Annotated in this window: 23 protein-coding genes; 8 read left to right on the top strand and 15 right to left on the bottom strand. The window is 69.3% G+C overall.

Annotated features, from left to right (window positions below; all coding sequences use genetic code 11):
• Window positions 1-57 precede the first annotated feature (57 nt).
• From DEI97_RS12920 to DEI97_RS12910, 3 genes are all read right to left on the bottom strand, one after another.
• On the bottom strand, window positions 58-972 hold the full coding sequence (locus tag DEI97_RS12920; RefSeq protein ID WP_111074787.1) for a carbohydrate ABC transporter permease: 915 nt from the start codon (window positions 970-972) through the stop codon (window positions 58-60).
• A gap of 2 nt (window positions 973-974) precedes the next feature.
• Complete coding sequence (locus DEI97_RS12915; protein ID WP_111074786.1) at window positions 975-1,940, bottom strand: carbohydrate ABC transporter permease; 966 nt, start codon at window positions 1,938-1,940, stop codon at window positions 975-977.
• 90 nt (window positions 1,941-2,030) lie between these two features.
• Window positions 2,031-3,392 (bottom strand): extracellular solute-binding protein, encoded by a 1,362-nt coding sequence (locus tag DEI97_RS12910; protein WP_111074785.1) that lies wholly within the window; start codon window positions 3,390-3,392, stop codon window positions 2,031-2,033.
• A 231-nt stretch (window positions 3,393-3,623) separates the two neighbouring features.
• On the opposite strand from DEI97_RS12910, the gene arfA reads away from it, so the two are divergent.
• Window positions 3,624-5,126, top strand: a complete 1,503-nt coding sequence (gene arfA / locus DEI97_RS12905) for an arabinosylfuranosidase ArfA (protein WP_111074784.1) — start codon at window positions 3,624-3,626, stop codon at window positions 5,124-5,126.
• Window positions 5,127-5,985: 859 nt separating this feature from the next.
• Here arfA and DEI97_RS12900 read toward each other — a convergent pair.
• Window positions 5,986-7,023, bottom strand: a complete 1,038-nt coding sequence (locus tag DEI97_RS12900; RefSeq protein WP_374107164.1) for a LacI family DNA-binding transcriptional regulator — start codon at window positions 7,021-7,023, stop codon at window positions 5,986-5,988.
• 250 nt (window positions 7,024-7,273) lie between these two features.
• Here DEI97_RS12900 and DEI97_RS12895 point away from each other — a divergent pair, with 250 nt between their 5' ends.
• The 4 genes from DEI97_RS12895 to DEI97_RS12880 all read left to right on the top strand — a co-directional run bounded on the left by DEI97_RS12895 (window position 7,274) and on the right by DEI97_RS12880 (window position 12,649).
• Window positions 7,274-8,221, top strand: coding sequence for a carbohydrate ABC transporter permease (locus DEI97_RS12895; protein ID WP_111074782.1), 948 nt, complete (start codon window positions 7,274-7,276; stop codon window positions 8,219-8,221).
• Window positions 8,218-9,180 (top strand): carbohydrate ABC transporter permease, encoded by a 963-nt coding sequence (locus DEI97_RS12890; RefSeq protein WP_111074781.1) that lies wholly within the window; start codon window positions 8,218-8,220, stop codon window positions 9,178-9,180. Before DEI97_RS12895 ends, DEI97_RS12890 begins: the two co-directional genes overlap by 4 nt.
• 153 nt (window positions 9,181-9,333) lie before the next feature.
• Entirely contained in the window at window positions 9,334-10,668 is a 1,335-nt protein-coding gene (locus DEI97_RS12885) for an ABC transporter substrate-binding protein (RefSeq protein WP_111074780.1), read from the top strand.
• 94 nt (window positions 10,669-10,762) lie between these two features.
• On the top strand, window positions 10,763-12,649 hold the full coding sequence (locus tag DEI97_RS12880; RefSeq protein WP_111074779.1) for a glycoside hydrolase family 35 protein: 1,887 nt from the start codon (window positions 10,763-10,765) through the stop codon (window positions 12,647-12,649).
• Window positions 12,650-12,727: 78 nt separating this feature from the next.
• Here the strand turns inward: DEI97_RS12880 and DEI97_RS12875 are convergent, their stop codons facing one another.
• The 3 genes from DEI97_RS12875 to DEI97_RS12865 form a co-directional block, all read right to left on the bottom strand.
• The gene (locus tag DEI97_RS12875; RefSeq protein ID WP_111074778.1) at window positions 12,728-13,030 is read right to left on the bottom strand and encodes a hypothetical protein; all 303 of its coding nucleotides are present in this window, start codon (window positions 13,028-13,030) and stop codon (window positions 12,728-12,730) included.
• Window positions 13,031-13,320: 290 nt separating this feature from the next.
• On the bottom strand, window positions 13,321-13,782 hold the full coding sequence (locus tag DEI97_RS12870) for a hypothetical protein (RefSeq protein ID WP_111074777.1): 462 nt from the start codon (window positions 13,780-13,782) through the stop codon (window positions 13,321-13,323).
• Window positions 13,779-14,090 (bottom strand): biopolymer transporter Tol, encoded by a 312-nt coding sequence (locus DEI97_RS12865; protein ID WP_111074776.1) that lies wholly within the window; start codon window positions 14,088-14,090, stop codon window positions 13,779-13,781. The genes DEI97_RS12870 and DEI97_RS12865 overlap by 4 nt, the downstream gene beginning before the upstream one ends.
• Window positions 14,091-14,150: 60 nt before the next feature.
• Between DEI97_RS12865 and DEI97_RS12860 the strand changes: the two genes are divergently transcribed.
• Entirely contained in the window at window positions 14,151-15,224 is a 1,074-nt protein-coding gene (locus DEI97_RS12860) for a spore photoproduct lyase family protein (RefSeq protein ID WP_111074775.1), read from the top strand.
• A gap of 106 nt (window positions 15,225-15,330) precedes the next feature.
• Here DEI97_RS12860 and DEI97_RS12855 read toward each other — a convergent pair whose 3' ends face one another.
• Together DEI97_RS12855 and DEI97_RS12850 are read right to left on the bottom strand one after the other, a co-directional pair.
• Window positions 15,331-15,507, bottom strand: a complete 177-nt coding sequence (locus DEI97_RS12855; RefSeq protein ID WP_111074774.1) for a CsbD family protein — start codon at window positions 15,505-15,507, stop codon at window positions 15,331-15,333.
• Window positions 15,508-15,644: 137 nt separating this feature from the next.
• A complete protein-coding gene (locus tag DEI97_RS12850) occupies window positions 15,645-16,043 on the bottom strand; it encodes a DUF3253 domain-containing protein (protein WP_111074773.1) in 399 nt (132 codons plus the stop codon).
• Window positions 16,044-16,135: 92 nt separating this feature from the next.
• Between DEI97_RS12850 and DEI97_RS12845 the strand changes: the two genes are divergently transcribed.
• Entirely contained in the window at window positions 16,136-17,512 is a 1,377-nt protein-coding gene (locus DEI97_RS12845) for an alpha-amylase family glycosyl hydrolase (RefSeq protein WP_111074772.1), read from the top strand.
• A gap of 93 nt (window positions 17,513-17,605) precedes the next feature.
• Here DEI97_RS12845 and mmsB read toward each other — a convergent pair whose 3' ends face one another.
• The 3 genes from mmsB to chvE all read right to left on the bottom strand — a co-directional run bounded on the left by mmsB (window position 17,606) and on the right by chvE (window position 21,572).
• The gene (gene mmsB, locus DEI97_RS12840) at window positions 17,606-18,787 is read right to left on the bottom strand and encodes a multiple monosaccharide ABC transporter permease (RefSeq protein WP_111074771.1); all 1,182 of its coding nucleotides are present in this window, start codon (window positions 18,785-18,787) and stop codon (window positions 17,606-17,608) included.
• Window positions 18,774-20,324, bottom strand: coding sequence for a multiple monosaccharide ABC transporter ATP-binding protein (gene mmsA / locus DEI97_RS12835; protein WP_111074770.1), 1,551 nt, complete (start codon window positions 20,322-20,324; stop codon window positions 18,774-18,776). The genes mmsB and mmsA overlap by 14 nt, the downstream gene beginning before the upstream one ends.
• Before the next feature lie 114 nt (window positions 20,325-20,438).
• Complete coding sequence (gene chvE / locus DEI97_RS12830; protein WP_111074769.1) at window positions 20,439-21,572, bottom strand: multiple monosaccharide ABC transporter substrate-binding protein; 1,134 nt, start codon at window positions 21,570-21,572, stop codon at window positions 20,439-20,441.
• A gap of 185 nt (window positions 21,573-21,757) precedes the next feature.
• Between chvE and DEI97_RS12825 the strand changes: the two genes are divergently transcribed.
• Window positions 21,758-22,816 (top strand): LacI family DNA-binding transcriptional regulator, encoded by a 1,059-nt coding sequence (locus DEI97_RS12825; RefSeq protein ID WP_146248131.1) that lies wholly within the window; start codon window positions 21,758-21,760, stop codon window positions 22,814-22,816.
• Window positions 22,817-22,891: 75 nt separating this feature from the next.
• Here the strand turns inward: DEI97_RS12825 and DEI97_RS12820 are convergent, their stop codons facing one another.
• The 3 genes from DEI97_RS12820 to DEI97_RS12810 form a co-directional block, all read right to left on the bottom strand.
• Window positions 22,892-23,845: a carbohydrate ABC transporter permease gene (locus DEI97_RS12820; protein WP_111074767.1), complete on the bottom strand. Its 954-nt coding sequence runs from the start codon at window positions 23,843-23,845 to the stop codon at window positions 22,892-22,894.
• A 4-nt stretch (window positions 23,846-23,849) separates the two neighbouring features.
• Window positions 23,850-24,815 carry a carbohydrate ABC transporter permease gene (locus DEI97_RS12815; RefSeq protein ID WP_111074766.1) on the bottom strand — a complete coding sequence of 322 codons (966 nt, stop codon included), beginning with the start codon at window positions 24,813-24,815 and terminating at the stop codon, window positions 23,850-23,852.
• 67 nt (window positions 24,816-24,882) lie between these two features.
• Window positions 24,883-26,190 carry an ABC transporter substrate-binding protein gene (locus DEI97_RS12810; protein WP_111074765.1) on the bottom strand — a complete coding sequence of 436 codons (1,308 nt, stop codon included), beginning with the start codon at window positions 26,188-26,190 and terminating at the stop codon, window positions 24,883-24,885.

Below are 26,190 nucleotides of genomic sequence, written 5' to 3'. Positions count from 1 at the left end.
GCTGGTGGGGAGCCTCCCGTCCGTGACGTGGTCCGGACCGGACTGCCGGACCGGGCGTCAGCCCTTCAGGCCGGAGCCGGTGACACCCTCGACGATCTGCCGCTGGAAGATCAGGTACAGGATGATCAGCGGCAACGCCGCCAGGATCGCACCCGCCTGGATGTCGGCGTACCGCTGACCGAAGCTGCCCTGGACCGTGGCGAGCCCGACCGGGATCGTCATGAGGTCCGGGTTCGACAGCACGAACAGCGGCAGCAGCAGGTTGTTCCAGACCCCGACGAACGTCAGGATCGTCACCGCGGCGATCACCGGACGCGACAGTGGCAGGATGACCGACCAGTAGATCTTCCAGATGCCGGCGCCGTCGATGCGCGCGGCCTCTTCCAGCTCCTTCGGGATGCCGTCGAAGAACTGCTTGAAGATGAAGACCGCGATCACGGCCGGCACCTGCGGGAAGATCACCGACCAGTAGGTGTTGAGCAGGTTGACCGCGTTGAGCTCCTGGAAGATCGGGATGATCAGGACCTGCGTCGGGATCATGATGCCCAGGATGATGAGCAGGAACGCGATGTTCCGGCCGCGGAACACCAGCCGCGACAGCGCGAAGGCCGCCATCGACGCGAAGATCACGGTGAGCACCGCGGTGACGACGCTCGTGACGCCGCTGGCCAGGTACCAGTTCCAGATGTCGCCGGACTGGAACAGCGACGCGTAGGAGTGCAGCGTCGGGTTCCAGTTCGACAGGATCGACTTCGCGCCGAGTGCTGCCACGCCGTTGTCGGACAGCGAGGTCTTCAGCGCGAACAGGCTCGGGATGAGCCAGATGATCGCGAACACCGTCAGGACGACGGCCGACGCGATCGTGAAGCCGCGGCCGCTGACGCCGATCTTCGCGGCGCTCGTGGGAGCGGCCGACGAGACGCCGGTGCGGAGCTTGGTGCGGCCGGTGGTGATGCTCTCGGTGGCGGTCATGATCAGGCTCCGATCTCACGCTTGGCGGCAGCGCGCTCGACGAGCTGCCGGATGACCGCGATGGCGACGATCACGATGAACAGCAGGACGGACGCGGCCGAGGCAGCGCCGAGTCGGTTGTCGGTGAAGCCGACGCCGGTGATGAGCTGCAGCGAGACCTGGGTCGAGATGCCCGGGCCGCCGTTCGTCATCAGGTACACCTGGTCGAAGATCTTCAGGCTGGCGATGATCTGCAGCAGGATGACGAGCGTCGTGGTGCGGCCGAGCAGTGGCAGGGTGATCGACTTGATCTGCTGCCAGTTCGAGGCCCCGTCGACCGCAGCTGCTTCGTACAGCTCGCGGGGGATCTCCTGCAGGCCGGCCAGGTACAGCACGAAGTTGAAGCCGAGCGTCCACCAGACGGTGGCGATGGCGACACCGATCATCGCCGTGTTCGGGCTGGACAGCATGCCGGAGCCGGGGGTCATGCCGATCGCCGACTGGATCGTGGCGAACAGGCCGGTGGCCGGCGTGAAGATGAACACCCAGATCAGCGAGATCGTCGCCGACGGCAGGATGAACGGCAGGAAGAACGCCAGGCGGAAGAACCACTGGCCCTTGTTCATGCGGTTCGTCAGCACGGCGAACACGAACGCCAGGACCACCAGCGGCGGGGTCGTGTAGAGCGTGAACTGCAGGGTGTGCCAGAGCGACGACCAGAAGTCGGAGCGCCCGAGCATCTCGGCGTAGTTCGCGAACCCGGCGAAGCTGCCGAGGCCGGTGCGGACGGTCGAGGTGTTGAAGAAGCTCGTGACGATCATCCAGACCGTCGGGCCGAGCAGGAAGGCCACGTAGAACAGGCCGAAGGGGGCGAGGAACAGCCAACCGCTGCGGCCCTGGCCGCGGGTGAGGCTGCTCTTGTAGGTGCGGAGTCGTCGGGGCGCGGTGGCCGCGTCCGTGGGGCGGTCGAGGACAGGTGCTGTGGTCACGTCATCGTGCCTTTCGCGCGGTGTTCACGGTGTTCGCGGTGGTCGCGTGCCCGGTCGTGTGCCCGGTCTTCTGCCCGGTCGTGTGCCCGTTCACAGCGGGCTCGGGGTGTTGAGGTAGGTCGCCAGCTGGCTCTTGATCGCGCTGAGTGCCTGCGCGGGACTCGAGCTGCCCTGCTGCACGAGCGCCAGCTGCGCGCCGACCGTGCCCTCGAAGGTCGAACCCGATCCGCCGTACCAGGCGGCGTCGTCGAAGACCGCGGTCTCGGCGGCGGCGGCGTAGTTCGACTGCGGCTTGAGCTCCTTGTACTTCGTGCTGTCGAAGGTCGGCATGTAGGCCGGGACGTGCCCGCCCTCGGCCCAGGTCAGGCTCTGCTCGAGCATCTGCTTGATGAAGAGCATCGCCGCCTTCTTCTGCTCCGGCGTGCGGTCCTTCTTCGGCAGGATGAAGGTGTGCGAGTCGGCCTGGGTGGCGGGCTTGTCGTACAGCGTCGGGATCGGCGCCATGCCGAACTTCAGCCCCTTGATCGACTGGGCGGTGCTGATCTCCCACTCACCCTGCATGAAGAAGCCGGCCTTGCCGTCGAACATCAGCGACTGCGCGGTGGCGTAGTCCAGGGCCTTGTTCATCCAGCCCTGTTTCACCCACTTCTGGGTGCGGTTGGTGACCTCGTTGTAGGCGTCCTCGTTGACGGTGAGCTTCGCGCCGCCGTCGCTGATGAACGGCGTCGCACCGTTGATCTGGTTGTACATCGTCCAGAAGAAGCGCCACGGGGTCGCGGTCTCGGGCACGACGTTCGCGACGTTGAGTGCGGTCCCGCCGGTGACCTTCGACACGGCGGCCAGGGCGCTCTCGAACGCGTCCATGCCGTCCAGGTTCTTGAGCTCGTCGTTGCTGTCGAGCAGCCCCGCCTTCCCGCACACATCCACGTTGTAGAACAGCACGAACGGGTGGGTGTCGAGCGGGATGGCGATGTTGGCGCCGTCGGTCTTCTGTGCGGCCCAGGCCTTCTGGTTGAAGTCGCTGGCCTTGAGACCGACGCCGGCCAGGTCGTCCGCCGTGATCGGGTCCAGCAGGTCGCCGTCCCAGAGCGGCTTCGCCCGGGTCAGGTGGGCGATCGCGACGTCCGGCGGCTTGTTCCCGACGGTCGCCAGTGTCAGCTTGGAGTAGTACGGGTTGCCCCAGGCGAAGGTCGTCGCCTGCAGGGACGACGAGCCGCCGTGCTGCTTGGCGTAGCCGTCCTCCATCGTCTGCATGCGGACACCGTCGCCGCCGCCGAAGAGGTTCCAGAAGACGAGCGTCTCGGGGTTGAGCGCGCTGCCGGCGAGTCCGGCGGAGAGCGGGCTGGAGCAGGCGGCGAGTGGCAGGACCGTGGCGGCCGCAGCTCCGGCGGCGAGCAGGCTCCTCCGGGTGAAGGTGGACCCGCGGAGGGGTGGGACGGATCGGTTCGGCATGGCATCACTCCATCGGGACGGGCCGAAGCGGGACGGTCATCCGGGGAGGAACGACGTCCCGATCGCGGGGCGTCGGTGCCCCGTGAGCGCTCACATTAGCGCCGCGCCGACGCGCGCACCAGCCCTTCCGTCCCGTGTCGACACCCGATAGCGTTTCCTGCAGGTGAGCGCTCACTTCCGTGACCCTGCGGAACACTCGTGCTCGACGCACAGCCTGATCGAAGGAGATCCATGCCCCGCACACACCTCGTCCTCGACTCCGCGTTCACGGTGGGCCCGGTGCGGCGCCGACTGTTCGGCGGTTTCGTCGAGCACCTCGGCCGCCACGTCTACGACGGCATCCACGAACCCGCCCACGAGTCGGCCGACGAGCACGGCTTCCGCAAGGACGTCATCGAACTCGTCAAGGAGCTCGGCGTCACGACCATCCGCTACCCCGGCGGCAACTTCGTCTCCGGCTACAAGTGGGAGGACGGCGTCGGCCCGGTCGAGCAGCGTCCCCGCCGGCTCGACCTGGCGTGGCACTCGACCGAGACCAACGAGGTCGGCCTGCACGAGTTCCAGCAGTGGCTCGACTCCGTCGGCTCGGAGCTCATGCTCGCCGTGAACCTCGGCACGCGCGGGGCCGCCGAGGCCATCGAGCTGCTCGAGTACGCGAACATCCCGGGTGGCACCGCCCGCTCCGAGGAGCGCAAGGCGAACGGCCGCGAAGAGCCCTTCGGCATCACCATGTGGTGCCTCGGCAACGAGATGGACGGCCCGTGGCAGCTCGGCCACAAGAACGCCGAGGACTACGGCAAGCTCGCCGCCATGACCGCGAAGGCCATGCGGCAGATCCAGCCCGACCTCGAACTCGTCGCGTGCGGATCCTCGGGCGCGTCGATGCCGACGTTCGGTGAGTGGGAGCGCACCGTCCTCGAGCACGCGTACGAGGACGTCGACTACATCTCGGCGCACGCCTACTACGAGGAGGACCAGGACCTGACCTCGTTCCTGGCCTCCGGCGCCAACATGGACCACTTCATCAAGACGGTGACCACCGCCGCCGACCACGTGCAGGCGCACAAGGGCTCGGACAAGCGGATCGACATCTCGTTCGACGAGTGGAACGTCTGGTCGATCACGAAGTGGGAGGCCCAGCAGAAGACGTTCACGCTCGACGAGTGGCCGGTCGCCCCGCGCCTCCTGGAGGACGTCTACACCGTCGCCGACGCCGTCGTCCTGGGCGGTCTGCTCATCTCGCTCCTGCGCCACGCGGACCGCGTCGCATCCGCGTCGATCGCGCAGCTCGTCAACGTGATCGGCCCGATCATGACCGAGCCCGGTGGCGAGGCCTGGCGCCAGACCACGTTCTTCCCGTTCTCGGTCACCTCGCGCCTGGCACACGGCACGTCGCTCAACGTCGTCGCCTCGGGTGACACGATCGACGGCGGGAAACACGGCACCGTGCCGGTCGTCGACTCGGCGGCCACGGTCGAGGACGGCCGCGCCGCGGTGTTCCTCGTCAACCGCCACCAGTCCGAGAGCACGACGGTCACGATCGACCTGTCCGGGCTCGACGTCGACGGGGACGTGCACGCGGAGGGCATCTGGGACGATGACCTGCACGCCGTGAACGACCTGTCGAACACCTCCCGCGTCGGCCTGCGGACCAACGAGTCCGTCCGCCGCGAGGGTGACACGATCACGATCGAGCTGCCGCCCGTCTCCTGGACGGCGCTCTCGATCGGGTAGTCGCCTCGGCGCACGCTGCTTGCGGCGAGCGTCGAGTGAGCAGAGGACGCCGGGTCCCTTCGGGGGCCCGGCGTCCTTCTCGTGGTGGCGGGCTGGCCGGCCGCGGGCCGAGCCTCGGCGCGTTTCGCGCTGGGCGACAAGGCTCGTGCTGGCTGCCCCGCGGCCTGTCGCTCAGCGCGAGTCTCGCGTGGCCGGGAGGCGAGTGGCGGGCCGGCACCGTGCCTCCCGTCTGCCGAGCCTCGGCTGGGCGGGCACGTTGCGGCCTGCGTGCGGCGCGTTCTGTCCGCGCGGCCGAGCCTCGCGTGGCCGGGAGGCGCGTGGCGGGCCCGCACCGTGCCTCCCGTTCGCCGAGTCTCGGCTGGGCGGGCATGTTGCGGTGTGCGAGCGGCGCGTTCTGTCCGCGGGGCCGAGCCTCGGCGCGGTTCGCGCTGGGCGACACCGCTCGCGGTGGCCGCCCCGCGGCCTGTCGCCGGGCGCGAACCTCGTGCGGCCGGGAGGCGCGTGGCGAGCTGGCACCCTGCCTCCCGGGGCCGAGCCTCGGCTGGGCGGACATGTTGCGGCGTGCGTGCGGCGCGTTCTGTCCGCGTGGCCGAGCCTCGGCGCGGTTCGCGCTGGGCGACACCGCTCGTGGCGGCCGCCCCGCGGCCTGTCGCCGGGCGCGAGTCTCGTGCGGCCGGGAGGCGCGTGGCGGGTTGGCGCCGTGCCTCGCGTCTGCCGAGCCTCGGCTGGCGTGCGTGCGGCGCGTCGGGCCGAGCCTCGGCGCGTTTCGCGCTGGGCGACACCGCTCGCGGCCGCCGCCCCGCGGCCTGTCGCCCAGCGCGAATCTCGCGCAGCGCAGCCGCGCCGCCCCCGCCCGCCGCTACCGCGCCGGCGGCGCCGCCGTGCTGGCGCGCACGACGAGCCGCACCGGCACGAGGTCCGTCGCCGCCGTGGCGGCACCGCCCTCGATCTGCGTCAGGAGAGTGGCGACCGCGCGGCGCCCGACCTCGTCGAAGGACTGGTGCACGGTGGTGAGCGGCGGCCAGAACGAGTCGGACTCGGGGGAGTCGTCGAAGCCCACGACACTGAGCGAGGACGGCACGGCGCGACCGAGTTCGTGGCAGGCGCGGAGGACGCCGAGCGCGGTCTGGTCGTTCGCGGCGAACACCGCGGTGATCTCGGGGCGCCGGGCGATCTCGAGGCCGGCCTGGTAGCCGGACTCGGTGCTCCACTCGCCGCCGAGCACCGGCGGGACCGTGCGTCCGGCGGCGGTGAGGGTCGCGCTCCAGGCCGCCTGCCGCCGGGCCGCCGAGTACGAGGACGCCGGTCCGGCCACGTGCCAGACGGTGTCGTGACCGAGGTCGAGCAGGTGCTGGGTCGCCAGGCGGGCGCCGTCGGCCTGGTCGGTGTCGATCGCCGGGTGCTCGGTGGTGCCGGTGGAGTCGACGACGACCATGGGGACGCCGTCGGGCAGCTCGACCTCGGCGGTGTCGATGACGTGCGACTCGATGATGATGACGACACCGTCGACGGCCTGTTCGTGCAGGCGGGAGAACGCGGACCGGACGCCCTCCTCGGTGCGGGAGGCCATCGGCAGCAGCGTGATGGTGAAGTCGGCGACCCCCGCTGCGTCGGCGATCGCCTCGAGCGTGCGCATGTTGCCGTACGAGGCGAGCGTGAACATGATCACGCCGATGGTGCGGAAGCGTCCGGAGCGCAGGGCCCGGGCGGCGCGGTTCGGCCGGTAGCCGAGGTCGGCCATCGCCTGCTGGACGCGGGTGCGGGTCTCGGGGCTGACGTTGTCGAACCCGCGGGCCACGCGGGAGACGGTCTGCATCGAGACCCCGGCGGCGTCGGCCACGGCAGCGAGCGACGGCGCGCGGCGGGGGACTGCGGTGGCGTCGGTGGTCGTCGAGATGGTCACACGCCCCCTTCCATGCGAACGGTGTGGGGCCGGGACGGGTGCGCAGCCTGGGCCGGGCACCGGTTCGAGGCCGGTGGACCGGCGTCGATGCGCGGCCACTCCTGCTGACGCTAGCGCATGTTGACGTTGCCATGCTATGGTCACCACCGTTCGATGTTGACGTCAACATCAGCGCCGGTCGCAGCACGACCACCAGCGCTGAGAATCCCGTCGACGTCAGCCCGGAACACGACGAAGGAGTCACATGAGCACGCTCACCGCGCGGAGCCCCGAGGCCGCGCCGCGACGCACGGGCACCACGCCCGCACCGCGTCGCCGTGGGAAGCCGCGGGGTCGCATGACCGGCTGGCTGTTCGTCGGCCCGTTCGTCGCCGTCCTCGTGCTGATGCTCATCGTGCCGATCGGGTACGCGCTCTGGCTCAGCCTGTTCCGCGACCAGCTCATCGGCGGCAACCAGTTCGTCTGGTTCGCCAACTACGTGCAGCTCTTCCAGGACGCCAAGTTCTGGTCCGGCTTCGGCCGCGTCGCGATCTTCCTGGTCGTCCAGGTGCCGATCATGCTCGGCCTGGCCCTCGTCGCCGCCCTGGCCCTCGACAGCGCCCGCCTCTGGGGCACCGGGTTCTTCCGCATCGCGGTGTTCCTGCCCTACGCGGTCCCCGGTGTCGTCGCCGCCCTGATCTGGGGCTTCATCTACGGCAACCAGTTCGGCCTGACCGGAGCCGCGAACGACGCCATGGGCATCGACCTGCTCCAGCCGTTCAGCCCGAGCTGGGTCCTGACGAGCATCGGCAACGTGGTCACGTGGGAGTTCCTCGGCTACAACATGCTGATCTTCTACGCCGCCCTCCGCACCGTCCCGGGTGACCTGTACGAAGCAGCCGAGCTCGACGGCGCCGGCCCGATGCGCACCGTCTTCTCGATCAAGCTCCCGGCACTCCGCGGCCCGATGGTCATCGCCACGATCTTCTCGATCATCGGCAGCTTCCAGCTCTTCAACGAGCCGAACCTGCTGAAGACCCTCGCCCCGAACGTCATCGGCAGTGCCTTCACGCCGAACATGTACGCCTACTCGCTGTCCTTCAGCGGCCAGCAGTTCAACTACTCCGCCACCGTCGCGATCGTGATGGGCGTCATCACCGCCGTCATCGCCTACGTCGTGCAGGTCCGCGGCACCCGACAGGAGAACCGATGAGCACCCTGCAGGGTCCCGCCCCCCTCACCGTCACCGAGGCGACCACGACGCAGGGTGACCCGCGTGACCGCCGCACCCGTGCCTCCCGGAAGGCGGCCAAGCCCGTCGACGGACGCAAGGTGAAGCGCTCCGGTCTCCTGACCGCGGTCATGGTCGTCTTCGTCGTCTACTCGTTCGCGCCGCTCTTCTACCTGCTGGTCAACAGCACGAAGACGCAGTCGTCGCTGCTCTCCACGTTCGGCCTCTGGTTCGGCGGGAAGTTCAACCTCTGGCAGAACATCGTCGACACGCTCACCTACAACGACGGCATCTTCGTCCAGTGGCTCGGCAACACGCTGCTCTACGTCGTCGTCGGCGCGGGTGGCGCGACGCTGCTCGCGACCGTCGCCGGCTACGGCATGGCGAAGTTCCAGTTCCCCGGCCGTCGCGCCGTGTTCGCCATCGTCCTCGGTGCGATCGCCGTTCCCGGCACCGCTCTGGCGGTCCCGACGTTCCTGCTCTTCTCGCAGGTCGGCCTGACGAACACCCCGTGGTCGATCATCCTGCCGTCGCTGATCAGCCCGTTCGGCATGTACCTCATCTGGACCTACGCGGTCGAGGCGATCCCCACCGAACTCATCGAGGCCGCCCGCATGGACGGCGCCGGCGAGTTCCGGATCTTCTTCACCATCGCGCTGAAGCTCCTGGCGCCCGGTGTCGTCACGGTCCTGCTGTTCGCGGTCGTCGCCACCTGGAACAACTACTTCCTGCCGCTCATCATGCTGAGCGACCCGAAGTGGTACCCGCTGACCGTCGGCTTGAACCAGTGGAACGCACAGGCCACCGGCTCCGGTGCGCAGCCGATCTACAACCTCGTCGTCACCGGCTCGCTCCTCACGATCATCCCGATCGTGGTCGCGTTCCTCTTCCTCCAGCGCTTCTGGCAGTCCGGCCTCGCGGCCGGCTCCGTCAAGGCCTGATCCCGCCCTCCGGCCCCGGTCAGCAGCACCGGACCCCGGCCGGGAGGCACGGAGCGGCCCCGCAACGGACCGCACCGACCAGTCCCACCACCAGCAACCAGCAGTCCCTCCACGAAGAAGCACCTTCTTCACGATGAAGTGAAAGGCACCACCATGCAGAAGCGTCTCCGGCGCGGGCTCAGCGCCCTCGCCATCGGCGTCACCGCCGCGATGGCCCTCGCCGCCTGCGCGTCCGGCGGCTCCGGCTCCGGCGGCTCGGCCTCCGACATCGACAAGGCCCTCGAACAGGGCGGCACGCTGACCTACTGGTCGTGGACCCCGTCAGCGAAGGACCAGGTCGCCGCGTTCGAGAAGGCCTACCCCAAGGTGAAGGTCAAGCTCGTCAACGCCGGCACCGGCGCCGACCAGTACACCAAGCTGCAGAACACCGTGAAGGCCGGCTCGGGCGCTCCCGACGTCGCCCAGGTCGAGTACTACGCGCTGCCGCAGTTCGCCCTGTCCGAGTCGCTGCTCAACCTGTCGGACTACGGCTTCGGCGACCTGAAGAGCAAGTTCGCCGCGAGCACCTGGAAGTCGGTCTCGATGGACGGCAAGGTCTACGGCCTGCCGCAGGACTCCGGCCCCATGGCCATGTTCTACAACGAGAAGGTCTTCAACCAGTACGACATCGCCGTGCCGAAGACGTGGGACGAGTACGTCGCAGCCGCCAAGAAGCTGCACGAAGCCGACCCCGAGAAGTACCTGGCCGCCGACTCCGGCGACGCGGGCTTCACCACGAGCATGATCGCCCAGGCCGGCGGCACCCCGTTCACCACCGACGGTGACAAGGTGACCATCAACCTGCAGGACGCCGGCACGAAGAAGTGGACCAAGACCTGGAACGAGCTCGTCGAGCAGGGTCTGCTGGCGAAGACCGTCGGCTGGACCGACGACTGGTACAAGCAGCTCGGCAACGGCCAGATCGCCACGCTGATCACCGGCGCCTGGATGCCCGGCAACCTCGAGGCCAGCGTCGCCGACGCCAAGGGTGACTGGCGCGTCGCCCCGATGCCGACCTACGACGGCCAGACCGCGGCCACCGCGAACAACGGCGGCAGCGCCGAGGTCGTCATGAAGCAGTCGAAGAACCCGGCCCTCGCCGCCGGCTTCCTCAAGTGGCTGAACTCGTCGAAGGCCTCCACCAAGGTCTTCATGGAGTCCGGCGGGTTCCCGTCGACCACCGCCGACCTCGAGTCGTCCGCGTTCCTCGACGAGAAGCCGGACTACTTCGGTGGCCAGCAGATCAACAAGGTGCTCGTCGACGCGTCCAAGGCGTCGGACAACGACTTCACCTACCTGCCGTACCAGGTGTACGCGAACAGCGTCTACGCCGACACCGTCGGGCAGTCGTACGAGAAGGGCACGTCGCTCGAGTCGGGTCTGTCGGCCTGGCAGGACGCCCTGGCGAAGTACGGCAAGCAGCAGGGCTTCACGGTCTCGACCAAGTAGTCCCACCACATCGACGCGGCCGTGCGGGTTCTCCGCACGGCCGCGTTCCCACGAGACGCGTCGGCACCGACGTGCTCCCACAGAAAGCAACGACATGCGCTTCGCCATCGGCGACATCGACTTCCTGCTCGACGGGCAGCCGCACCGGGTGCTCTCCGGTGCGATCCACTACTTCCGCGTCCACCCCGACCTGTGGGCCGACCGGATCCGCAAGGCCAAGCTCATGGGCCTGAACACCGTCGAGACCTACGTCGCCTGGAACGCACACGAGGCCACCCCCGGCACCTTCGACTTCACCGGCGGGCTGGACCTCGGCCGGTTCCTGGACCTGGTCGCCGCCGAGGGGATGCACGCCATCGTCCGCCCCGGCCCCTACATCTGCGCCGAGTGGACCAACGGCGGGTTGCCGTTCTGGCTGTTCACCGACGGCACGGTCGGCATCCGCCGCGACGAACCGCAGTTCCTCGCTGCCGTCGGCCGCTACCTCGACGCCCTCGCCCCGATCCTGGTGCCCCGGCAGATCGACGCCGGTGGCCCGATCGTGCTCGTGCAGGTCGAGAACGAGTACGGCGCCTACGGCTCCGACCCGGTCTACCTCGAGAAGCTCGAGCGGATGCACCGCGACATCGGGCTCACCGTCCCCTTCACGAGCGTCGACCAGCCGATGGACTCGATGCTCGAGGACGGCTCGCTGCCGTCGCTGCACAAGACCGGCTCGTTCGGGTCCCGCTCCACCGAGCGCCTGGCACGGCTGCGGCAGGCGCAGCCGACCGGGCCGCTGATGTGCTCGGAGTTCTGGGACGGCTGGTTCGACAGCTGGGGCGAGCACCACCACACCACCTCCGCCGCTGCGTCGGCCTCGGACCTGGACGACCTGCTCGCCGCCGGCGGCTCGGTGAACGTCTACATGTTCCACGGCGGCACGAACTTCGGCTTCACGAACGGCGCGAACGACAAGGGCGTGTACCGGCCGATCGCGACGTCGTACGACTACGACGCCCCGCTCGACGAGGCCGGCCGCCCCACCGAGAAGTTCCACGCCTTCCGAGACGTCATCGCCCGGTACGCGCCCGTCCCGGAGTTGCCGGCGTCGATGCAGCCCGGCGGTTCCGGTCGGCTCGCGTCCGGTTCCGGGCCTGCGTCCTCGTCGGCTGACGGCCTGGAGGCACGACCCACCCCCGCCGCGAACGTCGCCGTCCGCCTCGACCACGTCCGTCCGCTCGTCGACCTGCTGCCGACGATCACCAGCTGGACCACCCACGAGACGCCACCGACCTTCGACCAGTTGGGCGCGGCCTCCGGCTTCGTCCTGTACCGGACCGAGGTCGACCTGCCCACCGGTGGCGTGCTGACCGTCGCCGAGGAGGTCCGCGACCGCGTGCTCGTCCGGGTCGACGGACAGACCGTCGGCGTCCTGGAGCGGGAGCACCACGACCGTGCGATCGCCCTGCCACCGGTGACGGGCCTCCTGGAACTGCTCGTCGAGGACCAGGGCCGCGTCGACTACGGTCCCCGGATCGGTGAGCCGAAGGGGTTGATCGGCGCCGTCCGGATCGGCGACGACGTGCTGTCACGATGGACAGTGTCGCCCCTGGCGCTCGACCCGGTGCCGGAGGCGGCGCTCGACATGCTGCGGATCGCACCGGTGGCGAGTGTGTCGGCTGTGTCGACTGTGTCGACTGTGTCGACGGGGGAGACCCTCGCCGGTCCGGTGTTCGCGATGGGCTCGTTCGAGCTGCCGGAGCGCGGCGCGGACCTCGACCGCTACCTGGCGCTCGACGGGTTCCGGAAGGGCGTCGCCTGGGTCAACGGCTTCTGCCTCGGCCGGTACTGGTCGCGTGGGCCGCAGCGCACGCTGGCCGTGCCGGGGCCGGTGCTCCGGGCCGGTCGGAACGAGGTCGTCGTGTTCGAGGTGCACGCCTCGGCGGCACGCACCGTGTGCCTGTGCGTCGAACCGTCACTCGGGCACACCGAGGGCTGAGCGGTCTGAACCGCTCGCACGACGAACGGCCCCGGGATGTCCGGGGCCGTTCGTCGTGTGGTGGTCGCTCGCTCGTCGTCAGCAGGTCGGCTCCGGCACGAGCACCGCGATCCGGCGGACCCGCACCACCGGGACACCGCCGCGGTCGCCGAGACGCTCACCGGCGAAGCGGACGAGCACCCCGGGCTCGGTCCGCTCGGCTTCGACGAGTGCGGCGGCCTGGGCCGGCGTCACCAGGAGCTCCCACGGTCGGCGGACGCCCGCGGCGTCCTCGGAGCAGAGTTCGAGCAGCACGCCGACCCGGGCGCCGGCCGGTCCCTCGGCCGTCGTCGTGCCGGTGCGCAGCCCCACCAGTGCGCCCGTGTGCGTGATGTCGTTCATGGTCCCCCTCGGTCCTCGGCGTCCTCGCCGCGACGAGCCTACGGCGGCGAGGATCGCTCGCACCTCATCCGGAAGGTGGGGAATCGCCGGAGCCGCGTCCATCGGACGGGTGAGCGGCGGGCGCGGTGCGCTGTCGGCTGCCGCCCGGGGCGCCGAGGTTGCACGACGCGCCGTCGCCCGGTCGCCGGGGTCGCACGACGCGCCGACGCCCGGTCGCCGGGGTCGCACGACCGGCCGGGTCGGCGGTCCCCGGGCGGCAGAACGTGCGACCTCGGCTGACGGGTACTGCGTCAGAACGCCCGGGCGCCGGCCCATTCCCGGACGCGGAGGAGGCCCTCCCGACGCCAGATCCAGTACGGGGCGAACTTCGTGCCGTCGTCCTCGTAGGCCTTCGTCAGGAGCCCGATCTGTCGGCGGCGCTGGTGCCCGGTCTCGTCCACCCATTCGACGTACCCGTCGTCGAGCACGGTCGTGATCTGCGCGCGCGGCACCGACCAGCTCAGGACGTACCCGTCGTAGCGGAGCTCCTCGTCGCCCAGGCGCACCGCGACCCGCCGAGCACGAGCGGTCGTCCACGCGCCGAAGCCCACCATCAACACGCCGATGGCCACGATGAACACGCGAGCCGACGTTTCCGGGACGAAGGCGACCGCGATGAGGACAGCGCCGACCACGATCTGCAGGGGACCGAGTGCGGCGGTGTTCGCACCCCGCTCCCACGCGGGAGCACGGATGACCTCGTCGTCGGTCACGGCGACTCGTCGAGCCGGTCGAGGTCCGCGAGGGCCTGTTCTGCCTGGGCCAGCCGCTCGGGCTCGGGCCGCGTCCACCACTCGGGCCCCCGCTCGCCGAGCCCGTGCTTGGCGAGACCGTTCCGGTGGCGAGCTTCGGCGACGGCGTCCTCGTCCCCGGCCCGCTTCGCCAGCTTCACCCCGTTCCGCCCGCGGCCGAGGTGGGAACGGAGCCGAGCAGCGACGCCCTCGGGGAGCGCCGGGTCGGTCCGCCGCCACCGCCGACCGCCCACGACGAAGAAGTGGTCGTCCTCCACGCCAGCGGTCATGCCCCGAGTCTGCCCGAGTGACGTCTGAGCTGTCGGTGGTGGCGGGTAGAACGGACTGCGATGACCGACTCCCGCGCGCGCCCGCTGCTCGACGTCACACGCATCTACGCCGAGGACGCCGCGCTCGAACTCCCGCGGGGCCAGGAGATCGTCGGGCGGTGGCCGGAGGCCGAGATCGTCCCGGTCGCGTCGCACTGGCAGATCCCCGAGGTGCACGGCGACGAGCGCAACGTCGCGCGGTGGGTCCGGATCAAGACCGAGGCGCTCGTGCTCGGCGTGAAGAAGTCGATCGTCACCCGGCCCAACGGTCGGTCGGCGGACTTCATCGCGCCCTCGACCGCGAACGGCTGCGCGATGGCGTGCGCGTACTGTTACGTCCCCCGACGCAAGGGCTACAGCAACCCGATCACCGTCTTCGCGAACATCGAGCAGATCACGAAGCACCTGGCCCGGAACATCCACAAGCAGGGTCCGAAGACCGAACCGAACCAGTGCGATCCCGACGCGTGGGTGTACGACATCGGCGAGAACAGCGACTGCTCGGTCGACGCGATGCTCAGCGACAACGTCCGCGACCTCTGCGACCTGTTCCGGATGACCCCGACCGCGAAGGCATCGTTCGCGACGAAGTACGTCAACCGGGACCTGCTCGACTGGGACCCGATGGGACGCACCCGGATCCGGTTCTCGCTCATGCCGCACGAGACCGCGAAGGTGACGGACATCCGCACCTCGCCGATCGCCGAACGGATCGCCGCCGTCAACGACTTCGTCGAGGCCGGGTACGAGGTCCACCTGAACTTCTCGCCCGTGATCCTCACCCCGACGTGGGAAGCCGACTGGGCCGCGACGCTGCGGGAGGTCGACGACGTCCTGTCGCCCGCAGCGAAGGCCCAGCTGGCGGCCGAGGTGATCTTCCTCACCCACAACGAGCAGCTGCACGAGGTGAACCTGGGCTGGCACCCGAAGGCCGAGGACCTGCTCTGGCGTCCGGAGTTGCAGGAGCAGAAGCTGTCCCAGAACGGTGCGGTCAACATCCGGTACCGCGCGGCGATGAAGGCGCGGCACATCGAACGCTTCCGGCAGCTCGTCGCCGAGAACCTGCCGTCCTGCCGGATCCGGTACGCCTTCTGACGGTGTACACGATCCGTGTACACGTGTACTGATCCGCGGTACAAGCCCGGGAACGACGAACGCCCGCACCGCGAGCGGTACGGGCGTCACGTGGTGGTGCCGGCGGTCACTTGCCGTCGACGGCGTCCTTGGCCTTCTCGGTCTCCATACGAGCCTCGCCCATGCTCTGGTCCTTGTGACCCTGGGCGGTGAGCTCGGCGTCGTCGGTGTGCTTGCCGACGGCCTCTTCGGCCTTGCCGACGATCTTCTGGGTGGCGTCCTTGGCCTTGTCTGCGAGCGACATGGTGTTCCTTCCTGCGGGGATCCGCCGAGGGTCCCCGGCGCGTGCTGCTGACGGTAATCCGTCCGATCCCGCCGCTCACGGCCGGGGCCGAGGGTGGTGTACCCCGGCGGCGCTGACGCCGGGCGCAGGATGGTCGTTCAGCGCGGACGGCGGATGCGGATCGGCCCCTTGGCGGTGGACGGGTCGATGACGTTCCCGCTCTGGGTGATCTCGACCTCGCCGCGGGCGACCATGCGTCGGGCGGCGCGGCGGGCGGGTTCCATCAGGTCCCGCCAGTCGTCACCGCCGATCGCACGGGCGGCGTCGGAGGGGCAGATGCTCGAGGTCGCGGCACGGGCGTCGAGCAGCTCGTCGATGGTGCGCTCGAGGGTCCGGTCGGTGTCGTCGAGTTTGTGCCGACGGCAGGCGTCGGAGCACCACTTCGCGTCGGGGCTCGCCGAGTCCGGCATCCGGCGGCCGCACGAGGCGCAGGTGCGCTCGGCATGTGCGGCGTCGAGTCGGCGTGCGTCGTCCTCGGTGCGGATGGCTCGTCCCATGCGCCCATGATCGTCCTGGCCACCGACGCGCTTCCAGGCTGGTGGTACCCCGATCCGCGGTTCCGGCCAGGCCCGGCTGGCAGCATGCAGGGATGGACCACGACGTCGACCGCACTCCCGAGCCCGCCTGGGTCGAGCACGTGATGTGGTGGCACGTCTACCCGCTCGGCTTCGTCGGAGCGGAGATCCGCCCGAGCAGCAGCACCGACAGCAGCACCGACAGCGGCGCGGACAGCGGCACCGACCGCCCCGTGGAGCACCGCCTCGGACATCTGGAGGGGTGGCTCGACCACGTCGTCGACCTCGGCCTCAACGGCCTGCTGCTCGGTCCGGTCTTCGCCAGCTCGACGCACGGCTACGACACGGTCGACCACTTCCGGATCGACCCGCGGCTGGGCGACGACGACGACTTCGACCGACTCGTCACCGCCGCGCACGACCGGGGCATCCGGGTCCTGCTCGACGGCGTCTTCAACCACGTCGGCCGTGAGCACCCTGGCTTCCGGGCCCTCGCCGAGCACGGACCCGATGCCGAGACCGCTCCGCTGTTCGCCGTCGACTGGTCCGGGTGGCAGCCCGGGCAGCCGGTCCCCGTCGGGTCGTTCGAGGGGCACGACATCCTGGTCGCGCTCGACCACACCGCGACCGCGACCGAGGACCTGGTCGTCCAGGTCATGACGCACTGGCTCGAGCGCGGTGTCGACGGGTGGCGGTTGGACGCGGCCTACGCGGTCCCGCAGGCGTTCTGGGCGAAGGTGCTGCCGCGTGTCCGCGAGCGGTTCCCGGACGCCTGGTTCTCGGGCGAGGTCATCCACGGCGACACTGCGCAGATCGTCCGCGAGTCGACGATGGACTCCACCACCCAGTACGAACTGTGGCAGGGCATCTGGCACGGCATCGCGGACCGCAACTGCTACGAGCTCGCGCACGCGATCGAGCGGCACGACGAACTGCTCGCCACCTTCGCCCCGAGCACCTTCGTCGGCAACCACGACGTCACGCGGATCGCCTCGGCGGTGGGGGAGGGCTTCGTCGGCCACGCCATCGCGGTGCTGTTCACGGTCGCCGGCACCCCGTCGGTCTACGCCGGTGACGAGTTCGCCTGGACCGGTGTCAAGGAGGACCGTGAGGGCGGCGACGACGCCGTCCGTCCGACCTTCCCGCCCGGCCCGCCGCAGGTCAGCGGCACGGCCGCTGCGGTCCTGCACGCCCACCAGGCGCTCGTCGCGCTCCGCCGCCGGCACCCGTGGCTGCACCGCGCCCACACCGACGTGGTGCACCTGGACAACACGGCCCTCGTCCTCCGCACCGCCACCGACCGGGAGGCCGTGGTCACCGCCCTGAACCTCTCGCCTGATCCGGTGGTGCTGCCCGCCGCCGACGCGACGCGGGTGGAGGCGGGCGCGGGCGACCTGCGCGACGGGACCGTGCGCCTCCCGGCCGCCGGCTGGGCCGTCCTGACCCGCTGACCGGAGACGCAAACGAGACTCGGGCTGAGCGACGTTCCGCGCATCAGATGATGCGCGTCCTGTCGCTCTGCCCGAGTCTCGGCTGCGGTACTGCTACTTGCGGCTGCTGGCCGCGCGACGCTTGTTGAAGACGTCGAACGCGACGGCGGCGAGGAGCACCAGGCCCTTGATGAGCTGCTGGTACTCGGTGCCGACACCGAGGATCGACATGCCGTTGTTCAGGATGCCGATGATCAGACCACCGACGATCGCGCCCGGCACGGTACCGATGCCACCGGTGACGGCAGCGCCACCGATGAAGACGGCCGCGATGGCGTCGAGCTCGAACCCGTTGCCCGCGCTCGGCGAGGCCAGGTTGAGCTGACCGGTGAAGACCACACCGGCCAGGGCCGCGATGACGCCCATGTTCACGAAGAGCAGGAACGTGACGCGCTTCGTCTTGACGCCGGACAGCTGCGCGGCGAGCGGGTTGCCGCCGATCGCGTAGATGTGACGGCCGAACACCGAGCTGCGCATGACCATCGAGTACACGATGACCAGGACGCCGAGGATGACGAGCACGATCGGGGTGCCGTTGTAGCTGGCGAGCAGCACCGCGACGAACATGACCAGCGCGATGGTGAAGACGAGCTTCGTGATGAACCAGGCGAAGGGCTCGTCCTCGAGCTGGTACTTGCGGCGGGTCGCACGACCACGGAACGCCGTGATGACCAGGATCACCGAGGCGGCGAGACCGAGGATCATCGTGAGCGGCTCGTAGCCCGAGGTGCCGAAGGCCGGCAGGAAGCCGGAGCCCAGGGAGCGGAAGCCCTCCGGGAACGGCGAGATCTGCTGGTTCTGCAGCGCGATCTGGGCGGCACCGCGGAAGGCGAGCATGCCCGCCAGGGTCACGATGAACGCCGGGATCCCGAAGTAGGCGATCCAGAAGCCCTGCCAGGCACCGACGAGGGCGCCGAGGACCAGGCAGAGGACGACCGCGATCGGCCACGGGATGTGCCACTGGGTGATCATGACGCCGGCCATCGCACCGGTGAAGGCGACGACGGAACCGACGGACAGGTCGATGTGGCCGGCGATGATGACCATCACCATGCCGATGGCGAGGATCAGGATGTAGCTGTTCTGCACCACCAGGTTCGAGACGTTGATCGGCGCGAGGGTGATCCCGCCGGTCGTCGCCTGGAAGAAGATCACGATGACGATCAGCGCGATGAACAGGCCGATCTGTCGGAGCTGCCCGGTGAGGTAGCTGGCGGCGGACTTAAGCGCGTTCATTGACTGGGGTCTCCCGTTCCTGGGTCATGTACTGCATGAGGGTCTCGGGCGTCGCTTCGGAGCGGGGGACGTCCGCCGTGATGCGACCCTCGGAGAGCGTGTAGATGCGGTCGCAGATGCCGAGCAGTTCGGGGAGTTCGGAGGAGATCACGATGATCCCCTTCCCCTGGTCGGCGAGTGCGTTGATGATCGTGTAGATCTCGTACTTCGCGCCGACGTCGATGCCGCGGGTGGGCTCGTCGAGGATCAGCACGTCCGGGTCGGCGTACATCCACTTCGACAGGACGACCTTCTGCTGGTTGCCGCCGGAGAGCTTGCCCGTGACGGCGTTCACCGTCGGGGCCTTGATGTTCATGTTCTTGAGGAAGCCGCGGGCGACCGTGGTCTCCTCGGAGCTGTTGACGAAGCCCCAGTTCGCGAGCTTGCCGAGCGCTGATCCCGACACGTTGCGCTTGATGTCGTCGATCAGGTTGAGGCCGTAGCGCTTGCGGTCCTCGGTGGCGTAGGCGATGCCGTTGTTGATCGCCGCCGTCACCGTGTTCGTCTTGATCGGGACACCGCGCTTGTAGACGGTGCCGCTGATGCCGGTGCCGTACGAGTGGCCGAAGACGCTCATCGCGAGTTCGGTGCGTCCGGCGCCCATCAGGCCGGCGATGCCGACGATCTCCCCGGCACGGACCGTGAGGTTCGCGTCGTGGATGATCTGGCGCGAGGCGTCGAGCGGGTGGTGGACGTTCCAGTCCTCGATGCGGAGGAGCTCTTCGCCGACGTTCGACTCGTGCTCCGGGTAGCGGCTGGACAGGTCGCGACCCACCATGCCGCGGATGATGCGGTCCTCGGAAATCTCGTCGGCGTGCATGTCGAGCGTCTCGATCGTCTGCCCGTCGCGGATGATCGTGACCTTGTCCGCGATCGCCTTGATCTCGTTCAGCTTGTGGCTGATGATGATCGCCGTCATGCCCTCGGCCTGCAGCGACTTGATGAGCTCGAGCAGGTGCGCGGAGTCGTCGTCGTTCAGTGCCGCGGTCGGCTCGTCGAGGATGAGGAGCTTCACCTTCTTCGACAGCGCCTTCGCGATCTCGACGAGCTGCTGCTTGCCGACACCGATGTCCACGATCTTGGTGATCGGGTTGTCCTTGAGACCGACCCGCTTGAGCAGTTCCGCCGCCGCGAGGTTCGTCTTGTTCCAGTCGATGAAGCCGCCCTTGGACCGCTCGTTGCCGAGGAAGATGTTCTCGGCGATCGACAGGAACGGGCTCAGGGCGAGCTCCTGGTGGATGATGACGACGCCGGCTTCCTCGGAGTCGTTGATGTTCGAGAACCGGACCTGCTGGCCCTCGAAGAGGATCTCGCCGTCGAACGTGCCGGCCGGGTAGACGCCCGACAGCACCTTCATCAGCGTCGACTTGCCGGCGCCGTTCTCGCCGCAGATCGCGTGGACCTGGCCGCGTTCGACCTCGATGGAGACGCCCTGCAGCGCCTTCACACCGGGGAACGTCTTGGTGATGTCGCGCATCTCGAGGATGGTGTCCGCCACGTCGACCGCCTTCCGTTCCGCGCGCTGGTGCGCGCTCGAAGAAATAGGGGGAGGACAGACCGGAGGCGCGGTGCGGGACCGCGCCGCGCCTCCGGTCCGTCAGAGGGGTGCGACCTACTGGAGGTCGGATTCCTTGTAGTAGCCGGAGTCGACGAGGACCTTCTTGTAGTTGTCCTTCGTGACGACCGTCGGCTGGAACAGGTAGGTCGGGACGACCTTGACCTTGTTGTCGTAGCTCTTGGTGTCGTTGACCTCGGGCTTCTTGCCCGTCAGCAGGTCGTCAGCCATCGTCACGGACTGGGTCGCCAGCTTGCGCGTGTCCTTGTAGATGGTCGAGTACTGCTGGTCGTTGATGATCGACTTGACCGACGCGGCTTCGGCGTCCTGACCCGTGATGGTCGGGAGCGGACGGCTGCTGGTGCCGTAGCCGGCGCCCTGCAGTGCCGAGATGATGCCGATCGACATGCCGTCGTAGGGGGAGAGCACGCCGTTCAGCACGGTGCCGCCCGAGTAGGACTTCGCGACCAGGTTCTGCATGCGGGCCTTGGCCATCGCCGGGTCCCACTGCTGCGTGGCGGCCTGCGTGAAGCCGTCCTGGCCGGAGCCGATCTTGATGGTGCCGTCCTCGATGTACGGCTTGAGGGTCTTCATCGCGCCGTTGAAGAAGAACGTGGCGTTGTTGTCGTCGGGCGAGCCGGCGAACACCTCGATGTTGAACGGACCCTTCTTGCCGGTCTTCTTGCCGTCCGCGTCGAGCACACCCAGCCCGGTGAGGAGCGAGGTGGCCTGGTCGACGCCGACCTTCTCGTTGTCGAACGAGACGTAGTAGTCGACGTTCTTCGAGCCGGTGAGCAGGCGGTCGTAGGAGATCACCTTGATGCCGGCCTTGGCGGCGGCGTCGAGCTGGTCGGACAGCGAACCACCGTCGATGGACGCGACGATGAGGACCTTCGCGCCCTTCGTGATCATGTTGCTGACCTGCTGGACCTGCTGCGGGATCTTGTTGTCTGCGTACTCGAGGTCGACCTTGTAGCCCTTCTTCTCGAGGTCGCTCTTGACGGCGTTGCCGTCCTTGATCCAGCGCTCCGACACCTTCGTGGGCATCGCGACGCCGACGAGGGCGCCCTTGTTGTCGGTGCTGCTGCCACCGTCGCCGGTCGCGGAACGACCACCGCCGGCGGAGCAAGCGGCCAGGGAGAGAGCGAGGCCGAGGGCTGCGACGCCCGCGACGATCCTGCGCTTCTTCATCGAAGTACCTCTGTTCCTCTCGCGTCGACATCGACGCGTTCAGGTGCGGGGCTGCTGTGTCCCGCTGGGGATGTGATGCTCCAAGTGAGCGCTCACATCATGTGGTCTCCGCCGAGCGGTGTCAACTCGTCGAGACCGGATCGGGATGTCGTGTCCCCGAACTGGTGTCGCGGTACGGTGACCGGATGACGACGACCGCGACGCCGAACGGCAGGGGACGCAAGGCCCCGACGATCTTCGACGTCGCCGAACGGGCCGGCGTCTCCCACCAGACCGTCTCCCGCGTGATCAACGGGGACCCGACCGTCCGGGAGCAGTTCCGGACCAAGGTCACCGACGCCGTCACCGCCCTCGGCTACCGACCCCGGGCAGCGGCCCGGGCCCTCGCCGGCGGCCGTAGCCGAGCCCTCGGACTGGTCAGCGCGGGCGATGCGCTCTACGGACCGTCGAGCACCGCGATCGGCTTCGAACGCGCCGCCCGGACAGCCGGGTACCACGTGCTCCTCTCGACCCTGCCGGACGACCCGAAGCCCGCCGACCTCTCCGAAGCGCTGTCGACCCTGCTGGCGCAGGACGTCGCCGCGGTCGTCCTCGTCGCCGCCGACAACCGGGTGCTCGACGCCCTCGCGTCGCTGACGCTGCCGGTGACGGTGCCCGTCGTCGTCGCGAACGCCGTCCAGCGCGACGCCCTGCCGACCGACCTGGTCGTGCCGGGCAGCGGCGGAGCGACGATCTCCGCGGTCGCCATCGACCAGGCCGCGGGTGCGACCCTGGCGCTGGAGCACCTGTTCGCCCTGGGGCACCGCCGGATCGTGCACATCGCCGGGCCGACCGTCTCGCAGGAGGCCGAGGTGCGTCGTGCGACCTACGACCGGACCATGCGTGCCCGTGGCCTGACCCCGGTCGTGTTCGAGGGCGACTGGACCCCGGCGAGTGGCTTCGCGGCCGGCCGGGCGATGGACGTCCCCGCGGTCGACGCGGTGTTCGCCGGGAACGACCAGATGGCGCTCGGCGTCCTGCACGCCTTCGCCGAAGAAGGACTGCGGGTGCCGGACGACGTCGCGGTGATCGGCTTCGACGACGTGCCGGAGGCGGCGCACTTCACCCCGCCGCTGACGACCGTCCGCCAGGACTTCCAGGCGATGGGGGAGCGGGTGCTCGCCTCGGCGCGGGCGCTGCTCGAGGGCGGTCAGCACGACGACGCCCTGCTGCAGCCCGAGCTGGTGGTCCGGCGCAGCACGTGAGCGCACGCAGCGGGGGCGGACACCGACCGGTGCCCGCCCCCGCTGCTCGTCCGACCGGTCTCGCCAGCCCGGTCGTCAGCCCTTCAACGCGCCCGACGACAACCCGGCGACGTAGAACCGCTGCAGTCCGACGTAGAGCGCGATGCACGGGATCATCGCCACGACCGACCCGGCGACGAGGTTGCCGTAGGACACCTGCCCGTACGCCCCGGTCTGCAGGTTGAGCAGCGCCACCGGCAGCGTGTACAGCGAGTCCTTCGTCAGGAACGTCAGCGCTCCGAGGAACTCGGTCCACGACGCCAGGAACGCGTACAGCGCCGCGGTCGCCGCCCCGGGCAGGAGCAGCGGGCGGAGGACGGAGACGACGACCCGGAAACGCGAGGCCCCGTCGACGAAGGCCGAGTCCTCGAGCTCGGTCGGGATCGACTGGAAGGCGTTCCGCATCACGAACACCCCGAACGGCAGGTTCACCGTGGTGTAGAACAACACGAGCCCGAGCAGCGAGTTCGTGAGCTTCATCGCGTTGAGCTCGAGGTAGAGCGGCGTCAGGATCGCCTGGAACGGCACCATCATCGTCAGCAGCACCAGCCCGAAGACGACGCCGGACCCGCGGAACCGGAAGCGCGCGAACCCGTACCCGGCCATCGTCGCGATCACCGCGGTGAGCACCGCCGTGGCGATCGACACGACGAGCGAGTTGACGACACCGGTCAGCAGGTGTGACGACGACGAGAACACGGCGGCGAAGTTCTGCCACCCGAGCTGGAAGAACGTCGCCGGGTCGGGTGCCTGGGTGATGACGGCCTCGGACTGGAACGCCCGCAGGATCGACCAGAGCAGCGGGACGCCGAACACCAGCGCGGACCCGACGCCGGCGATCGCGTAGAGGGTGCGCTTGACCGCGGTGTCGCGCGGGTGCTGGACGCTGCCCTGCTGGTGGCGGTGACGGCGCCCGTCGCCGGTGGTGGTCAGGGTGCGGGTGGACAGGTCCGGCGCCCCGAGGGCGGCACGGGAGGTCGTGGTGCTCATGGCGTCAGTCCTTCTCTCGCAGTGCCCAGAACTGGACCACCGTGACGGCGGCGATCACCACGACCAGGGCGATCGACTGGGCGGTCGCGGCCCCGAGCTGCAGGTTCACGAACCCGCGGTTGTAGATCGCGTTGACGATGGTCGTGGTCTCGGTCCCCGGCCCGCCCTGGGTCAGGATGTAGAACTGGTTGAACGCCAGCAGCGACCCGATGACCGAGATGATGACGCTCAGCGCGATGGTCGAGCGGATCATCGGGATGGTGATGAGCCGCTCGGTCTGCCACCACGACGCGCCTTCGAGCTGCGCGGACTCGTAGACCTCGTCGGGGACGCCCTGCATCGCCGACATGAGCAGCACCATCGTCAGCCCGGACACCGCCCAGACCACGAGCACGCAGATGAGCACCGTCGCCAGCGGACCGTTGACGAGCCACGCGGTGCTGCCGTCGGTGATCCCGAGCCAGCGGAGCACGAGGTTCACGGCGCCCGAGTTCGGCTGCGCCTCGAGGACGAGCATGAACGACAGCGTCGTCAGTCCGACCACGTAGGGCAGGAAGAACACCGTCCGCAGCACGGTGCTGCCGCGGCGACGTGCCCGGACGAGCACGGCGAGGAAGTACCCGAGCGCCAGGATCGGCAGGGTCACGATCGCCGTGTAGAGCAGCGTGTACAGGATCGCGTGCACGAACGTCGGGTCCTGGAACAGCGTCAGGTAGTTCTGCAACCCGATGAACCGGTACGACCCGATCAGCGGCCAGTTCGTGAACGAGATGTACAGCGCGAACACGAGCGGCACGAGCACGAAGACGGCGACGAACAGGATCGCCGGCGCGACGAGCACGGCGCCGGTCCGGGGTGGGTGGGTGAGCGAGTTGCGGGGCCGAGCCGGGCCGCCGCCGGGGCCGCGGCCCACGGTGGGACGGCCGACACCGGTCCGGCCGGCGGGGCGCCGGGTGGAGATGGTCGACATGCGTGCACCTCTCTGTGCATCAACGAGAGCGAGACGAGCGAGACGAGCGGGAGCGGGACGAGGAGGCTCAGGCCTGGACCTGGTCGAGGATCCGCTGGTAGTCGGACTGCGCCGTCCGCATGGCGGCAGCGCTCCCCGAGCCGAACACGGCCTCGCGGAACATCGCGAAGTACGGCGACGACGGCTGGTTGTTGAGCAGGTTGTACGCCAGCGTCCGCGGCGCGTAGCCCTTCTCGAAGGAGTCCAGCGGCCCGGAGGCCAGCGGGAACCGCTTCCGGTACTCCGGCGTGGCGGCGTCGGACCGGGTCGGGAAGTACCCGCCGTCCGGCAGCGCCTGCTGCTGCCGGAGCCCGTTGGCGTACTGCATGAACGCCCAACCCCCGGACGGGTTCGCCGCCCCGTTCGGGATGCACATGTTGTCGCCGCCGTCGAAGAACGACCGCTTGCCGTCCCACGACGGGATGAGCACGGTCTGCATCTTCGCCCGCATCGCCTTCGTCGCCGCGGGCACGGTGGCCCCGTACGAGGTGGGGAAGATGCCGACCTTGCCGGCCCGGAAGTCCGCGCCCCACGTGGTGCCGGCATCGGAGTAGGTCGCCTTCGACAGCACCCCGTCCTCCCAGAGCTGCCGGTAGAACTCGAGCATCCGTTCCAGGGCCTCGTTGCCGACGATGTTCGCCCGTTGCGAGCCGACCTCGCCGGACATCATGTCGACGCCGGTCGCCCACACGTGCGGCTGGGTGACGAAGCCGATGATGCCGGCGGCGTTGCCGGAGATCGACCAGCCGTACACGTCGTCGCCGGTCTTCCGGATCGCCTTCGCTGCGTCGAGCAGCGTGGACAGGTCCTTCGTCGACTCCTGGACGTCGAGGCCCGCACGCTCGAACAGCTCGGTGTTCACGAACAGCTGCGAGTTGTCCGCCAGGTACGGCAGCCCGTAGTACCGGCCGCGGTACTCGAGCAGGCGCAGGTGGCCGGGGGAGATCGCATCGACGTAGTCGAGGTCCTGCACCACGTCGGTCAGGTCGGCGAACGCGTCGCGGAAGATGAACAGCTGCGAGTTGATGTCGTCGATGTCCACGACGTCCGGCGGTGTCCCGCCACGGATCGCGGTCGCGAGCTTCGTCACGTACTGCGCGTCCGGCACCGGGGTGAGCTGGACCTGCAACTCCGGGTTCGCGCGGTTGAAGCCGGCGACGGCCGAGGTCAGACCGGCCTGGGTCGCGGACCGGCACCAGACCTGCACGGTGCCGGTCGCGCCCTTGCCGAAGACGGCCGGCTTCGCGACGACCTTCGGCAGGCTGCCGGAGCACCCGGCCAGGCCGAGGGCTGCCGCACCGGCGACCCCGCCGACGAGGAACGACCTGCGGTCCAC

The sequence above is a fragment of the Curtobacterium sp. MCLR17_032 genome, assembly GCF_003234795.2.
Taxonomy (GTDB): domain Bacteria; phylum Actinomycetota; class Actinomycetes; order Actinomycetales; family Microbacteriaceae; genus Curtobacterium.
The sequence above is the reverse complement of the archived record's forward strand: the minus strand, read 5'-3'. Positions and strand labels throughout refer to the sequence as shown.

Coding starts and splice junctions, on each gene's coding strand:
- DEI97_RS12920 (WP_111074787.1), bottom strand. CDS start 972: ATGACCGCCACCGAGAGCATCACCACCGGCCGCACCAAGCTCCGCACC.
- DEI97_RS12910 (WP_111074785.1), bottom strand. CDS start 3,392: ATGCCGAACCGATCCGTCCCACCCCTCCGCGGGTCCACCTTCACCCGG.
- arfA (WP_111074784.1), top strand. CDS start 3,624: ATGCCCCGCACACACCTCGTCCTCGACTCCGCGTTCACGGTGGGCCCG.
- DEI97_RS12895 (WP_111074782.1), top strand. CDS start 7,274: ATGAGCACGCTCACCGCGCGGAGCCCCGAGGCCGCGCCGCGACGCACG.
- DEI97_RS12890 (WP_111074781.1), top strand. CDS start 8,218: ATGAGCACCCTGCAGGGTCCCGCCCCCCTCACCGTCACCGAGGCGACC.
- DEI97_RS12885 (WP_111074780.1), top strand. CDS start 9,334: ATGCAGAAGCGTCTCCGGCGCGGGCTCAGCGCCCTCGCCATCGGCGTC.
- DEI97_RS12880 (WP_111074779.1), top strand. CDS start 10,763: ATGCGCTTCGCCATCGGCGACATCGACTTCCTGCTCGACGGGCAGCCG.
- DEI97_RS12875 (WP_111074778.1), bottom strand. CDS start 13,030: ATGAACGACATCACGCACACGGGCGCACTGGTGGGGCTGCGCACCGGC.
- DEI97_RS12865 (WP_111074776.1), bottom strand. CDS start 14,090: ATGACCGCTGGCGTGGAGGACGACCACTTCTTCGTCGTGGGCGGTCGG.
- DEI97_RS12860 (WP_111074775.1), top strand. CDS start 14,151: ATGACCGACTCCCGCGCGCGCCCGCTGCTCGACGTCACACGCATCTAC.
- DEI97_RS12855 (WP_111074774.1), bottom strand. CDS start 15,507: ATGTCGCTCGCAGACAAGGCCAAGGACGCCACCCAGAAGATCGTCGGC.
- DEI97_RS12850 (WP_111074773.1), bottom strand. CDS start 16,043: ATGGGACGAGCCATCCGCACCGAGGACGACGCACGCCGACTCGACGCC.
- DEI97_RS12845 (WP_111074772.1), top strand. CDS start 16,136: ATGGACCACGACGTCGACCGCACTCCCGAGCCCGCCTGGGTCGAGCAC.
- mmsB (WP_111074771.1), bottom strand. CDS start 18,787: ATGAACGCGCTTAAGTCCGCCGCCAGCTACCTCACCGGGCAGCTCCGA.
- chvE (WP_111074769.1), bottom strand. CDS start 21,572: ATGAAGAAGCGCAGGATCGTCGCGGGCGTCGCAGCCCTCGGCCTCGCT.
- DEI97_RS12825 (WP_146248131.1), top strand. CDS start 21,758: ATGACGACGACCGCGACGCCGAACGGCAGGGGACGCAAGGCCCCGACG.
- DEI97_RS12820 (WP_111074767.1), bottom strand. CDS start 23,845: ATGAGCACCACGACCTCCCGTGCCGCCCTCGGGGCGCCGGACCTGTCC.
- DEI97_RS12815 (WP_111074766.1), bottom strand. CDS start 24,815: ATGTCGACCATCTCCACCCGGCGCCCCGCCGGCCGGACCGGTGTCGGC.